12 protein-coding genes are annotated in these 14179 nt (G+C 69.1%); 10 read left to right on the top strand and 2 right to left on the bottom strand.

Annotated elements, in window-relative coordinates; all coding sequences use genetic code 11:
• Positions 1 to 221 precede the first annotated feature (221 nt).
• The 4 genes from ileS to ndk are packed head-to-tail and all read left to right on the top strand — an operon-like array spanning position 222 to position 5749.
• On the top strand, positions 222 to 3590 hold the full coding sequence (ileS, locus tag ACZZZB_RS01455) for an isoleucine--tRNA ligase (RefSeq protein ID WP_463528816.1): 3369 nt from the start codon (positions 222 to 224) through the stop codon (positions 3588 to 3590).
• The gene (locus tag ACZZZB_RS01450) at positions 3580 to 4959 is read left to right on the top strand and encodes a bifunctional folylpolyglutamate synthase/dihydrofolate synthase (RefSeq protein WP_463528815.1); all 1380 of its coding nucleotides are present in this window, start codon (positions 3580 to 3582) and stop codon (positions 4957 to 4959) included. The genes ileS and ACZZZB_RS01450 overlap by 11 nt, the downstream gene beginning before the upstream one ends.
• Positions 4956 to 5330: a DUF4233 domain-containing protein gene (locus ACZZZB_RS01445; RefSeq protein ID WP_064295611.1), complete on the top strand. Its 375-nt coding sequence runs from the start codon at positions 4956 to 4958 to the stop codon at positions 5328 to 5330. The genes ACZZZB_RS01450 and ACZZZB_RS01445 overlap by 4 nt, the downstream gene beginning before the upstream one ends.
• A 2-nt stretch (positions 5331 to 5332) precedes the next feature.
• Positions 5333 to 5749: a nucleoside-diphosphate kinase gene (gene ndk / locus ACZZZB_RS01440; RefSeq protein WP_064295600.1), complete on the top strand. Its 417-nt coding sequence runs from the start codon at positions 5333 to 5335 to the stop codon at positions 5747 to 5749.
• 88 nt (positions 5750 to 5837) lie between these two features.
• On the opposite strand, the gene ACZZZB_RS01435 is transcribed toward ndk, so the two are convergent.
• Positions 5838 to 6437 carry a vitamin K epoxide reductase family protein gene (locus tag ACZZZB_RS01435; RefSeq protein ID WP_079705724.1) on the bottom strand — a complete coding sequence of 200 codons (600 nt, stop codon included), beginning with the start codon at positions 6435 to 6437 and terminating at the stop codon, positions 5838 to 5840.
• A gap of 309 nt (positions 6438 to 6746) precedes the next feature.
• On the opposite strand from ACZZZB_RS01435, the gene ACZZZB_RS01430 reads away from it, so the two are divergent.
• Positions 6747 to 9164, top strand: coding sequence for an Rne/Rng family ribonuclease (locus ACZZZB_RS01430; protein ID WP_192018078.1), 2418 nt, complete (start codon positions 6747 to 6749; stop codon positions 9162 to 9164).
• 10 nt (positions 9165 to 9174) lie between these two features.
• Here the strand turns inward: ACZZZB_RS01430 and ACZZZB_RS01425 are convergent, their stop codons facing one another.
• Positions 9175 to 9465: a DUF4031 domain-containing protein gene (locus tag ACZZZB_RS01425; RefSeq protein WP_064295598.1), complete on the bottom strand. Its 291-nt coding sequence runs from the start codon at positions 9463 to 9465 to the stop codon at positions 9175 to 9177.
• 335 nt (positions 9466 to 9800) lie between these two features.
• Here ACZZZB_RS01425 and rplU point away from each other — a divergent pair, with 335 nt between their 5' ends.
• The 5 genes from rplU (at position 9801) to ACZZZB_RS01400 (ending at position 14139) form a co-directional block, all read left to right on the top strand.
• Positions 9801 to 10109 carry a 50S ribosomal protein L21 gene (gene rplU, locus ACZZZB_RS01420; RefSeq protein ID WP_079002324.1) on the top strand — a complete coding sequence of 103 codons (309 nt, stop codon included), beginning with the start codon at positions 9801 to 9803 and terminating at the stop codon, positions 10107 to 10109.
• A 20-nt stretch (positions 10110 to 10129) separates the two neighbouring features.
• Entirely contained in the window at positions 10130 to 10387 is a 258-nt protein-coding gene (gene rpmA, locus ACZZZB_RS01415) for a 50S ribosomal protein L27 (protein ID WP_056006626.1), read from the top strand.
• Between the two features lie 90 nt (positions 10388 to 10477).
• Positions 10478 to 12052 carry a GTPase ObgE gene (obgE, locus tag ACZZZB_RS01410; RefSeq protein WP_079705726.1) on the top strand — a complete coding sequence of 525 codons (1575 nt, stop codon included), beginning with the start codon at positions 10478 to 10480 and terminating at the stop codon, positions 12050 to 12052.
• On the top strand, positions 12049 to 12828 hold the full coding sequence (proB, locus tag ACZZZB_RS01405; protein ID WP_079002325.1) for a glutamate 5-kinase: 780 nt from the start codon (positions 12049 to 12051) through the stop codon (positions 12826 to 12828). Before obgE ends, proB begins: the two co-directional genes overlap by 4 nt.
• A 42-nt stretch (positions 12829 to 12870) precedes the next feature.
• Positions 12871 to 14139, top strand: a complete 1269-nt coding sequence (locus tag ACZZZB_RS01400) for a glutamate-5-semialdehyde dehydrogenase (protein WP_463528814.1) — start codon at positions 12871 to 12873, stop codon at positions 14137 to 14139.
• The last annotated feature ends 40 nt before the right edge of the window (positions 14140 to 14179 follow it).

Here is a 14179-nt window from a genome sequence, read left to right as displayed (position 1 = left end):
GCTCCGCAGGCTGTACGATGGGACCATCGACATCGATCCGGCCATCACCGGGGAGTCCTCGGCAGAACAGCGACCGCTCAGCGGGAGCCCAGTAGAACCGAGCGGGTCAGGCCCGTCACAGCCGATGCAGAGCGGCCGTTCCAGTGGAGCGGCAAGCGGGGTGGTACCGCGTCGGCAACGCCGGCGTCCTCGCAGGACCCACGAGACCTGCCAGGAGAACGATGAGCTACCCGAAGTCCCAGGAACCGACCCCAACCGAGTCGGCGTCGAACGGCGCTGCGTTCGGCGTGACGCCGTCGCCCAGCTTCCCCTCGATCGAGGAGGGGGTGCTCGCCCGTTGGGCCGCCGACGGCACCTTCCAGGCCTCCATCGACCAGCGCGAGGGCGCTCCGGAGTGGGTGTTCTACGACGGCCCGCCCTTCGCGAACGGCCTCCCGCACTACGGTCACCTCCTCACGGGCTACGCCAAGGACCTCTTCCCCCGGTTCCAGACGATGCGCGGCAAGCAGGTGCACCGCCGGTTCGGCTGGGACACCCACGGCCTCCCCGCCGAGCTCGAGGCGGAGCGCCAGCTCGGCATCACCGACAAGCGCCAGATCGACGAGATGGGGCTCGCCGCGTTCAACCAGGTCGCACGCGACTCCGTCCTCCGCTACACGGAGGAGTGGCAGGACTACGTGACGCGCCAGGCGCGTTGGGTCGACTTCGAGCACGACTACAAGACCCTCGACGTGACCTACATGGAGTCGGTCATCTGGGCCTTCAAGCAGCTCCACGACAAGGGCCTCGCCTACGAGGGCTACCGGGTGCTGCCCTACTGCTGGCGCGACCAGACGCCGCTCTCCAACCACGAGCTGCGGATGGACGACGACGTCTACCGCTCCCGCCAGGACCAGACCGTCACGGTCACCTTCCCGTTGGTCGGTCCGAAGGCCGAGAGCCTCGGGCTCACCGCCGTCCGCGCGCTCGCCTGGACGACCACGCCCTGGACCCTGCCGACGAACGCCGCGCTCGCCGTCGGGCCCGACATCGAATACGCGGTCGTCCCGGCCGGCCCGAACGGCACCCCCGACGCCACGGTGCTCCGCGAGGAGGGCTCCGCCCACGCCGACACCGAGGTCCTCGGCGGCGAGTACCTCATCGCCTCGGCGCTGCTCGGCAACTACGCGAAGGACCTCGGCTACGACTCCGCGGCCGAGGCGCAGGCCGCCGTCTCCCGGACGATCGTCGGGCGCGAGCTCGAAGGCGTCTCCTACGACCGCCTCTGGGACTACTACGCCGACGCCGAGTGGGGCATGGAGCAGGCCTGGCGCATCCTCGTCGCCGACTACGTGTCGACCGAGGACGGCACCGGCATCGTGCACCAGGCCCCCGCCTACGGTGAAGAGGACCAGAAGGTGTGCGAGGCCGCCGGTATCCCGGTGATCGTCTCCGTCGACGACGGCGGGAAGTTCCTCCCGGAGGTGTCCGACGTCGCAGGTCTCCAGGTCTTCGACGCCAACAAGCCGCTCACCCAGTTGTTGAAGGCACAGGGCCGCCTCCTGCGTCAGGCGAGCTACGAGCACTCCTACCCGCACTGCTGGCGCTGCAAGCAGCCGCTCATCTACAAGGCTGTGTCGAGCTGGTTCGTCCGCGTGCCCGAGTTCCGCGACCGCATGGAAGAGCTCAACCAGGAGATCACCTGGGTCCCGGAGAACGTCAAGGACGGACAGTTCGGCAAGTGGCTCGCGGGTGCGCGCGACTGGTCGATCAGCCGCAACCGGTACTGGGGCTCACCGATCCCGGTGTGGAAGAGCGACGACCCTGCCTACCCGCGCATCGACGTGTACGGATCGCTGGACGAGCTCGAGGCCGACTTCGGCGTGCGCCCGACCGATCTGCACCGCCCGTACATCGACGAGCTCACGCGGCCGAACCCCGACGACCCCACCGGCCGGTCGACGATGCGCCGCATCACCGACGTCCTCGACGTCTGGTTCGACTCCGGATCGATGCCGTTCGCCCAGGTGCACTACCCGTTCGAGAACCGCGAGTGGTTCGACTCGCACAGCCCCGCGGACTTCATCGTCGAGTACATCGGCCAGACGCGTGGGTGGTTCTACCTCCTGCACGTGCTGTCGACCGCGCTGTTCGACCGGCCGGCGTTCACGAGCGTCGTGAGCCACGGCATCGTCCTCGGCAGCGACGGCCAGAAGATGTCGAAGTCGCTGCGCAACTACCCGGACGTCAACGAGGTCTTCGACCGCGACGGCTCCGACGCCATGCGCTGGTTCCTCATGTCGAGCTCGGTGCTGCGCGGCGGCAACCTCGTCGTGACGGAGGAGGGCATCCGTGAGGGCGTCCGCCAGGTGATGCTGCCGTTGTGGAACACCTGGTACTTCTTCTCGCTGTACGCCAACACGGCGGTCCCTGGTGGCTACGACGCCGAGTGGCGCACGGACTCCACCGACGTCCTCGACCGCTACATCCTCGCCAAGACACGTGAGCTCGTCGTCACGGTGACCGACCACCTCGAGGCGTTCGACGCGACCCTCGCAGCGGCCTCGCTGCGGGACTTCGCGGACGTCCTGACCAACTGGTACGTGCGTCGTTCCCGCGACCGCTTCTGGTCGACCGACGGCGGCGTCTTCGACCGCGACGCCTTCGACACGCTCTACACCGTCCTCGAGACGTACTGCCGGGTCGCCGCTCCGCTCCTGCCGCTCATCACGGAGCAGATCTGGACCGGCCTGACGGGCGAGCGCAGTGTGCACCTCACCGACTGGCCGGAGCCCGAGGCGTTCCCGGAGGACGCGGCACTCGTCGAGGCGATGGACCGGGTCCGCGAGGTCTCGGGTGTCACCCTCGCCCTCCGCAAGCAGGCCGGTCTCCGTGTCCGGTTGCCGCTCGCATCGCTCACCGTGGTCACGCCCGACCCCGCGTCGCTCGCCCCGTTCGAGGCGATCCTCCGCGAGGAGCTCAACCTCAAGGCCGTCTCCTTCGCCGAGTTGACCGACACCAGCGGCACCGAGTTCGGCGTCACCTCGCGCCTCTCGATCAACGCCCGCGCGGCGGGCCCGCGCCTCGGCAAGACGGTGCAGCAGGCGATCAAGGGCGCTCGGAGCGGCGACTGGTCCGAGGTCGACGGCACGGTCACGGCCGGCGGCATCGAGCTCGTCGACGGCGAGTACGAGCTCGTCATGGAGGCGTCCTCGGGCGCCGCCGGTGGCGTTGCGCTCGCGCTCCTGCCTTCGGGTGGCTTCGCCCTACTCGAGACCACGCTGACGCCCGAGCTCGAAGCGGAGGGACTCGCCCGAGACATCATCCGTGCCGTGCAGGACACCCGGAAGGCGGCGGACCTGCAGGTGAGCGACCGGATCCGGCTGCAGCTCCGATTCGAGGACGACGCCGACGAACGCGCGGTGCGCAGTGCCCTCGACGTGGTCGACCTCGCCGGCGACACCCTGGCGACGTCCCTGACCTGGTCCGACGACGAGGCCCAGGCTGGAGCGTCGGGCTTCGCCCAGTCGTTCGCGGCCGGGAAGTTCGGCAACGCCGGAGCCTTCACCGTGACCGTCGCACGTGCAGAGGAGACCGCCGATGTCCGATGACCTGATCCCCGGAGACGAGTTGTCCGCGGCCGATGCCGCCGACGCCGTGTACCGCGAGCTTCTGGAACGGCTGGGGGAGGCGCAGCCGCAGCCGCGTCTCGGTGCCACCAAGCGGGCGCTCGAGCTCCTCGGCAACCCGGAGTCGTCCTTCGCGATCATCCAGATCGCCGGAACGAACGGCAAGACGAGCACGGCCCGCATGATCGAGAGCATCCTCCGCGCCCACGGGCTCCGCACCGGTCTCTTCACGAGCCCGCACCTCGTCCGGTTCACCGAGCGCATCGGGATCGACGGCGAGCGGATCTCGGACGAGGCCGTCGCCAGGAACTGGGACGACATCAAGCCGTATCTGGCGATGGTCGACGCCGAGCTGACGGAGGCGGGTGAGCCCGCGCTGACCTTCTTCGAGGCGCTCACCGTCCTGGGATTCGCCTGCTTCGGCGACGCCCCCGTCGACGTCGCCGTCGTCGAGGTGGGGATGGGCGGTGCCTGGGACTCGACGAACGCCGCCGATGCCGAGGTCGCCGTCTTCACGCCGATCGACCTCGACCACGTGCAGCGGCTCGGCAAGACGATCGCCGAGATCGCGCGCACCAAGGCCGGGATCATCAAGCCCGGTGCGCAGGTGGTCTCGGCCGCGCAGCACCCCGACGCGCGTCAGGCGATCGTCGACGCCGCCGCGGCGGTCGACGACCCGGCCGTGTTCGAAGGTGAGGAGTTCGCCCTCGTGCAGGACGCCGTGGCGGTGGGCGGACAGCTCATCACCGTCCGAGGGCGCGCCGGCACCTACCCGGAGCTGTACCTCCCGCTCTACGGGGACCACCAGGGACGGAACGCGACGCTCGCGATCGCCGCGGTCGAGGCGTTCCTCGGCGGAGCGACCCAGCCGATCGCGGAGGACGTCCTCGCGGAGGGCCTCACCGAGGTCGCCTCCCCGGGGCGTCTGCAGCTCATCGGCACCGAGCCGACCGTGCTCGTCGACGCTGCGCACAACCCGCACGGTGCTGCATCCCTGGTCGCCGCACTCGGCAGCTACTTCGACGTCGACGAGATCGCCTTCGTGGTCGGCATCCTCCAGGACAAGGACGCCGCCGGCATCCTGACGACCCTGGCGCCCGCCGCATCCGGCTTCTTCTTCACCCAGTCGGAGTCGGAGCGGGCGATCCCCGCCGAGGAGCTCTCGCGCCTCGCCGCGTCGCTCGACCTGCCGGCGTCGACCTTCGCCGACACGCTCGACGAGGCCGCTGAGGACGCACGGCGCTGGGCCGAGGAGGCGCCGCGCCGGCTGGTGGTGATCACCGGCTCGATCACCCTCGTGGGCGAGGCGATCGAGATCGCCGACGACCGGGAATGGAAGGCGACCGCATGAGCGGCATGGCACGGAGTCGGGCTCCACGGAGCATCAAGCAGACCCTCGGATCGATCATCCTCGGCTTCGAGATGATCGTCATGTTCCTCGGCGCGCTCGTCATCTTCGGGCTGAAGGCCCTCCCGGCCCCGGTCGCGTTGATCGGCGGAGCGGTGCTGTGTCTGATCATCGTCGCGACGATCCCGCTCCTGCGATTCCGCTGGGGGTATTGGCTGGGCTGGGCGGTGCAAGCCGCTATCGTGGCTACCGGCCTGCTCGTGCCGATGATGTTCCTCGTCGGCGGGATGGCCGCAGCCGTCTGGACCTATGCGATGGTCCAAGGCGACAAGATCGAGCGTCAGCAGGCGCTCTACCGAGAAGCGAAGGATTGACCGTGGCTGTTGAAGAAACCCTGGTACTCGTGAAGCCTGACGGCGTCGCACGCAACCTGACCGGCGAGATCCTCCGTCGGATCGAGGCGAAGGGCTATTCGCTCGTGGACCTGCGCATGGTCGAGCCGGACCGCGAGCTGCTGGCCGCCCACTACGCCGAGCACGAGGGCAAGCCGTTCTACGAGCCCCTCGTCGAGTTCATGCTGAGCGGTCCCGTCGTCGCGATCCGCGTCGCCGGCAACCGTGTCATCGAGGGCTTCCGCTCGCTCGCCGGCACGACCGACCCGACCACCGCCGCGCCCGGGACCATCCGCGGCGACTTCGGCCGCGACTGGGGCCTCAAGGTCCAGCAGAACCTCGTCCACGGCTCGGACAGCCCCGAGTCCGCCTCCCGCGAGCTCGCGCTCTGGTTCGCCTGACGCACCGACTCCGCACGACGAAGCCCGCCTCCGATTCCGGGGGCGGGCTTCGTCGTGCGCGTCCGGCGGCCGTTCGGGCCGCCACCGGCTACAGGTAGGACAGGACGTCGAGGCGGAGCTGGGCGATGACCGCCACCACGAGGTAGCACCCGAGCGTCACCACCACGATCCACGAGGACACGACCCCGGCGACGCGGCGGACGGCGGGGGACGCCGGGATGATGCCGTTCCGCAGGGTGAACGAGGTCACCGCGATGAACGAGGGGATCGTCACCGACCAGGTGACCATGCACCACGGGCACAGCGTGCCGAGGACGAAGATGCTCTGCGAGATCAGCCAGATGACGAATCCCAGCGCACCGAGGAACCCGATGTTGAAGGCGATCCAGAACCACCGCGCGAACTGCGCACCGGCGAGGACCGCGACGCCGACGGCGATCGGGGCGATCCAGGCGGCGAGGCCGATGATCGGATTCGGGAATCCGAGGATGGCACCCTGCCAGGAGTTCAGGTTGACCCCGCACTGCACGAGGATGCTCAGATTGCAGCCGAGCTGGGCGTTCGGATCCTGCAGGAGCTGGAACTTGTCGAGGGTGAGCGCGAACGCCGCGATCCACCCGATGACACCTGCGACGATGAGGAAGATCGCGAGGCCCCTGGGGCGCGCGTCGATGACCGGAGTTGACACGCCCTGATTCTCGCACGCCCGCCTGAACGGTGGCGGGACATGCCCGGGTGGTCCGTACTCAGGACCGTCGGCCCTGTTCGTGCGATAATCGTGGGGTGGTGCCCGAGCCGCGCTCGACCGCACGACACAACAGGCTTGTTGGGCAATGAGAGCCCAGGACCCGCCGGCACGTGCCGGCACGATCGTGAGAGCTCCGAGAGCCAGCGATCACACAGGATTTGCGAACGGCTGCACCCGCGGCCGCACGCACGAGACGAAGAACCGGAGGGTGGCGCGGCCACCGACCCGGCATAGGGGAGTACACCAGGAATGGTGAAAGAGCACACCGAGGATCCGGCCACGCCGGGGACCGAGCACGAACCGACCGACCAGCACCTCACGACGCCCGAGACGGCGGACGAGTCGACCAGCACCGAGACGGACGCCCAGGCGACCGGGCCCGACGAGCAGAAGACTGCGGCCGCACCGGTGCGTCCACCGACCACCATGCTGCTGTTCCAGGCGCCCGACCTGCCGCCGATCGTCCACCGCGACGACGAACCGCTCGAGGCGGAGCTCAGCTCGTCGAGGCGTCGCACGCGTCGTCGTGCCGGCGAGGACGGACCGGAGCAGGGCGAGCGGGGTGGCGACTCGCGCCCCGACACCCGCAACGTGGTCAAGGTCCGCACGCCGCGTGAGCCGGAACTCATCACCGAACCGCAGAAGGTGCGCGGCTCGACGAGGCTCGAGGCCAAGAAGCAGCGTCGCCGTGACGGACGCGACGCCGGTCGTCGTCGTCCGGTCGTCACCGAGGCCGAGTTCCTCGCCCGCCGCGAATCGGTCGACCGTGTCATGGTCGTCCGCTCCAAGAACGGCAAGACGCAGATCGGCGTGCTGGAGGACGGCGTGCTCGTGGAGCACTACGTCGCCAGGAGCCAGGAGGCGTCGCTCATCGGCAACGTCTACCTCGGCCGTGTGCAGAACGTCCTGCCCAGCATGGAGGCGGCGTTCGTCGACATCGGTCGCGGACGCAACGCGGTGCTCTACTCCGGCGAGGTCGACTGGGACTCCGTGGAGACGGGCAACCAGCCCCGCCGGATCGAGCTCGCGCTCAAGGGCGGCGACAAGGTCCTCGTCCAGGTCACGAAGGACCCGGTCGGACACAAGGGCGCGCGCCTGACGAGTCAGGTCTCGCTCCCCGGTCGGTACCTCGTCTACGTGCCGAACGGCTCGATGAACGGCATCTCGCGCAAGCTGCCCGACACGGAGCGCGCCCGCCTGAAGAAGATCCTCAAGGAGGTCCTCCCGGAGAACGTCGGCGTCATCGTCCGCACGGCCGCCGAGGGCGCGACCGAGGAACAGCTCACGCTCGACGTCACGCGGCTGAAGTCGCAGTGGTCGGAGATCTCCCGTCAGATCGAGACGGTCCAGTCACCGGCACTGCTGCACAGCGAGCCCGACCTGCTCATCAAGATCATCCGCGACGTCTTCAACGAGGACTTCCACAAGCTCGTCATCCAGGGCTCGGACGCGCTGCAGGACATCCAGAGCTACCTGCGCGGCGTCGCCCCCGACCTGCTCGAGCGTGTCGAGCCGTACGACGGCACGGGCGACTCCTTCGTCGACTACCGCATCGCCGAGCAGATCGAGAAGGCGCTCGACCGCAAGGTCTGGCTGCCGTCCGGCGGATCCCTCGTGATCGACCGCACCGAGGCCATGACGGTCGTCGACGTCAACACGGGGAAGTTCGTCGGTTCCGGCGGCAACCTCGAGGAGACGGTCACCAAGAACAACCTCGAGGCCGCCGAGGAGGTCGTGCGTCAGCTGCGACTGCGCGACATCGGCGGGATCATCGTCGTCGACTTCATCGACATGGTGCTCGAGTCGAACCGCGACCTCGTGCTGCGCCGCCTCGTGGAGTGCCTCAGCCGCGACCGCACGAAGCACCAGGTCGCCGAGGTCACCTCGCTCGGTCTCGTGCAGATGACGCGTAAGAAGCTCGGCCTCGGCCTGCTCGAGACGTTCAGCGAGCCCTGCGAGGTCTGCGCCGGACGCGGCGTGGTCGTGCACCACGACCCCGTCGTGAAGCACCGCCAGACGCCGCAGCCGGAGCAGCAGCGTCGGCGCGGCAAGGGCGGGTCCCAGGGCGGCCAGCCGTCCTCGAACGGCCAGGGCGCTCAGCAGAAGCCGGCCGGACAGACGCACGGGATCACCGACGACGCGAAGAACGCGCTCGCCTTGATCGCGGCGCGCACGCTGCACCACGAGGAGCTCGCCGCCGCCGAGGCCGTGGCCGACGCCGTCGTGGCCGAGGCACAGCACACACAGTCGCAGCACGTAGAGGCGCAGGGTTCCGAGGAGTCGGTCGCGGACGAGTCCACGACGTCACCGGAGGATCAGTCCGGATCGCACGACGGTCGTCGGAGCCGGCGCGAGAAGCGCGAACCGCGTCGTCGTGGCGGTGACGGGTCCCGCCGGGGTGCTTCGGAGGAGCGCTCCACCGAGGCGCCGACCGAATCCGCGGCCCCGACGCTGGCCTTGCTCGACCTGCCGATCGCACCGGTCGCCGACAAGCCGCGTCGCGCAGCCGTCGCGGACCCCGAGCACCTGCTCGAGTCCGTCCTCGACGCGCTCCCCGAGCCGAAGCAGCCGGGCCAGGGTCGCGGCCGGAGCCGCCGGGTGTCGACCGCTTCACTCGCGGGCGGACAGGCCGTCGGCTCGGACGGCGCCCAGCGTCAGGCCGAATAGTCAGGTCGCATCAGGACGGCGCGTCTCCTCGGGAGGCGCGCCGTTCGCGTGCGGTGATGCGCAAGCCGCTGGCGATGAGTCGACGAACGAGTTCGCCGCCGGTCACCGCGACGGCGCCGGCCGCCACGAGCGAGGCATGGCGCTCGGCGGGGACGTCGTAGTGGTCGAGGTCGAACGATCGCGGCGGGAGCCCGGTGCGTCCGGCGAAGGCGTGCAGCTCCTCCAGGGAGCTGTCGCTCACCACGTGGGACCAGAGCGTGCCGTGCGCCGGCCACAGCGGGGGATCGATGAGCACCGTCATGCCTCCATCCAACCATCGGGCCCCTCGCGCGATTCCCGTCCGTGGCCGGACGCGCCGGGCACCCGGCCGGCGTTCAGGAGCCCCCGGGGTACACTGGTCGAGTGCGTCCGGTGTGGGAGCCGTGAGGAACAGCCTCGGTCACGAGGTTCTGTGCCCACTGGTTTGACCTGGACTGCACGATGAAGTAAACTCGACCGTTGGTGTGCATTGAGTTTTCAATGCCACGCCCAACGGTTTTCTGCCATCAAGGTGTCCCACGTGTTCGAGCCTTTCCGAGCAGTAACTTCCAGCAACAGTCAGTCGGAGCGTTTCGCTCCCCAAAGAACGGGTACGTAGTGGTTTACGCAGTTGTGCGCGCCGGAGGACGGCAGGAGAAGGTCGAGATCGGAACCATCGTCACGATGGACCGGGTCAAGGCCGACAAGGATGGCAACATCGAGCTTCCCGCGGTGCTCCACGTCGACGGTGAGAAGATCATCTCCGACGCGAAGTCGCTCGCCAAGATCACGGTGACGGCCGAGGTGCTCGAGAACCTCCGCGGTCCGAAGATCATCATCCAGAAGTTCAAGAACAAGACCGGTTACAAGAAGCGTCAGGGGCACCGTCAGGAGCTCACGCGCGTCAAGATCACCGGCATCAAGTAAGGCATCGAGGAGAAGAAGAGATGGCACACAAGAAGGGTGCGAGTTCCACTCGCAACGGTCGTGACTCCAACGCACAGCGTCTCGGTGTGAAGCGCTTCGGCGGCCAGGTCGTCCTCGCGGGCGAGATCCTCGTCCGTCAGCGCGGCACGCACTTCCACCCCGGCGCCAACGTCGGTCGTGGCGGCGACGACACGCTGTTCGCCCTCGAGGCCGGCTCCGTGCAGTTCGGCAACAAGGGTGGCCGCAAGGTCGTCAACATCGTCGCTGCTGCAGAGTAGCAACAACGTCTTTCCAGCAGGGGGCGGGCTTCGGCCCGCCCCTGCTGTCGTACAACCGAGTTCCATGATCCAGAGAGGGGCTGAGCGTCCATGGTCACATTCGTCGACCGGGTCACACTGCACCTGCGAGCGGGCGGCGGCGGCAACGGCTGCGTCTCCGTGAAGCGCGAGAAGTTCAAGCCGCTGGCCGGCCCCGATGGCGGCAACGGCGGACACGGTGGTGACATCGTGCTCGTGTCCGATCCTCAGATCACGACGCTGCTCGGATACCACCGGTCACCGCACCGGAGCTCCGACACCGGCGGCTTCGGCATGGGCGACCACCGCAACGGGTTCCAGGGCGAGACGCTCATCCTGCCGGTCCCCGTCGGGACGGTCGTCAAGGACGTCGACGGCGTCGAACTCGTCGACTTCGTCGAGCCCGGCATGGAGTTCGTCGTCGCTCCCGGCGGCCAGGGCGGCCTCGGGAACGCGGCACTCTCGTCGACCAAGCGCAAGGCCCCAGGCTTCGCGCTGCTCGGCACGCCCGGCTGGGAAGGCGACGTCCTCCTCGAGCTGAAGACCGTCGCCGACGTCGCGCTCGTCGGGTACCCCTCCGCCGGCAAGTCCAGCCTCATCGCGGCGATGTCCGCGGCGAAACCCAAGATCGCGGACTACCCGTTCACCACCCTGCACCCGAACCTCGGCGTCGTCGAGGCCGGCGAGGTCCGCTACACCATGGCGGACGTCCCCGGACTCATCGAGGGCGCAAGTGAGGGCAAGGGCCTCGGTCTCGAGTTCCTGCGTCACGTCGAGCGCTGCTCCGCGCTCCTGCACGTGCTGGACTGCGCGACGCTCGAACCGGGACGCGACCCCATCAGCGACCTCGACATCATCCTGGCCGAGCTCGCCGCCTACCCGGTGCCGGAGGGGCAGACGCCGCTGGTCGAGCGTCCGCAGCTCATCGCGCTCAACAAGATCGACGTCCCGGAGGCGAGGGAGCTCGCGGAGTTCCTGCGTCCCGACCTCGAGGCGCGCGGCTACAAGGTCTTCGAGATCTCGACGGTCTCGCGCGAAGGCCTCCGACAGCTCTCGTTCGCGTTGAGCGAGCTCGTCGAGGAGAGCCGCGCCCGCGCAGCCCTCGAGGCCGCGAAGCCCCGGATCGTGCTGCGCCCGAAGCCCGTCGACGACTCCAAGTTCACCGTCACGGTCGAGGGTGGCACCTACGGCAACCTCTACCGCATCCTCGGCGCGAAGCCGGAACGCTGGGTGCAGCAGACGGACTTCAACAACGAGGAGGCCGTCGGGTTCCTCGCGGACCGACTGGCGAAGCTCGGCGTCGAAGAGGCGCTCTTCAAGGCCGGTGCCGTCGCCGGCGCGACCGTGATGATCGGTGCGGGTGGCGGTGTGGTCTTCGACTGGGAGCCCACACTGACGAGCACCGCGGAACTGCTGACGCAGCCGCGTGGAACGGACCCGCGTCTCGATGCGAGCCACCGCCCGACGCGCAACCAGCGTCGCGACGAGTACTTCGAGCGCATGGACGCCAAGGCCGAGGCCCGTGCCGAGCTGCTCCGCGAACGTGCGGCCGGTCTCTGGAACGACGACGAGGGCTTCGAGGTCGGCTCCGTGCCGGCCGACGCGCAGCAGGACGAGGGCGTCACGACGGAGGACGACGACCGGTGACCATCCACCAGCGCAGTGGCATCCCCTCGGCGCGACGCATCGTCGTGAAGGTCGGGTCCTCCTCGATCAGTGGCGACAACGCCGGGCAGATCACTGCGCTGGTCGAGGCTCTGGCCGAGGCGCACGCCCGAGGCACCGAGGTCATCCTCGTGTCCTCGGGCGCCATCGCGACCGGGATGCCCTACCTCCGCCTCGACGCCCGTCCGAGCGACCTGGCGACGCAGCAGGCGGCTGCCGCCGTCGGGCAGAACGTGCTGATCTACCGGTACCAGGACAGCCTCGACCGGTTCGGCATCGTCGCGGGCCAGGTGCTGCTCACCGCCGGCGACCTCGAGAACCCCAGTCACCGGAGCAATGCCCAGCGGGCGATGGAACGCCTCCTCGGGTTGCGCATCCTGCCGATCGTCAACGAGAACGACACCGTCGCGACACACGAGATCCGGTTCGGCGACAACGACCGCCTTGCCGCCCTCGTGTCGGTCCTCGTCGCGGCCGACGTCCTCGTCCTGCTGAGTGACGTCGACGCGCTGTACACCCGCCCTCCGCACGAAGCGGGTGCCGAGCGCATCGAGGAGGTCCCGTTCGGAGACACCCTCTCGGGCGTCACCTTCGGCGACATCGGCTCCGCGGGCGTCGGCACCGGGGGAGCGGGCACGAAGGTGTCGGCCGCCCGGTTGGCCGCCGAGGCGGGGACGTCCGTCCTCGTGACGTCGACCACGAACGTCGCGTCCGCCCTCCGCGGTGAGCACCTCGGCACCTGGTTCCAACCGGCGTGACGCGGAGAGCGTCCACCAGACGCCGCTGAGTAGAATCGACGCATGTCGTCGCCAACCACCACCGTGCTGCCGCTCGCGGATCGTCTCACCGCTGCGAAGCGTGCCTCCCGGGTCCTCGCCCAGGCGACCACCGCGCAGAAGAACCGGGCCCTCGAGGCCATCGCCGTCGCGATCGTCGAGGGCGCGGATGCGGTCATCGCCGCCAACGAGCGCGACCTCGTCGCGGGACGCGAGCAGGGCATCAGTGTCGGCCTGCAAGACCGTCTCCGCCTCGACCGGGGCCGCATCGACGGGCTCGCGGTGGCGGTCCGCGACGTCATCGCGATCGTCGACCCGGTCGGCCAGGTGGTCCGCGGAAGCAACACTCCGGACGGGGTGAAGCTCGAGCAGATACGCGTCCCGTTCGGCGTGGTCGGCGCGATCTACGAGGCGCGCCCGAACGTCACGGTCGACATCGCCGCCCTCGCGATCAAGAGCGGCAACGCCGTGGTGCTCCGCGGCGGGTCAGCGGCGGAACACTCGAACGCGGTCCTCGTGGGACTGCTGCGATCGGCGCTCGAGTCCGTCGGTCTTCCCGGGGACGCGGTACAGACCATCGACGAGTTCGGTCGCGACGGTGCGAAGCAGCTCATGAACGCCAGAGGCCTGATCGACGTCCTCATCCCGCGGGGGAGCGCGTCACTCATCGAGACGGTCGTCAGAGAGTCGACGGTCCCCGTGATCGAGACCGGCGCCGGCGTCGTCCACGTGTTCCTCGACGAGAGTGCCGAACTCGACTGGGCCGTCGACATCGTGCGCAACGCCAAGGTGCAGCGGCCATCGGTCTGCAACGCGCTCGAGACGATCCTCGTCCACCGCGCTGCGGCCGCGCGCCTGCTGCCCGCCGTGCTCGGCGACCTGCGCGAGCACGGGGTGCTCATCCACGCGGACGAACGTGCCGGCGAGGTCTTCGCCGACGTCGTGCCAGCCGTGGAGGAGGACTGGTCCACCGAGCACATGTCGCTCGAGCTCTCGGTGCGCGTGGTCGATGACCTCGACGCCGCGCTCGAGCACATCGACCGATACTCCACCGGACACACGGACGCGATCATCACGAACGACGTGGTGAACGCCGACCGGTTCCTCGCCGAGGTCGATTCGGCCGTCGTCATGGTCAACGCCTCGACCCGCTTCACCGACGGCGCCGAGTTCGGATTCGGCGCCGAGGTCGGCATCTCGACGCAGAAGCTCCATGCCCGCGGACCGATGGGACTGCCGGAACTCACGAGTACGAAGTGGCTCGTGCGTGGTTCGGGCCACACCCGTCGGTAGTCGCTAGACTGGTACGGGCGTCACGAGGCGTCGCACAGAA

The sequence above is a fragment of the Plantibacter sp. AC185 genome, assembly GCF_979258065.1.
The sequence above is the reverse complement of the archived record's forward strand: the minus strand, read 5'-3'. Positions and strand labels throughout refer to the sequence as shown.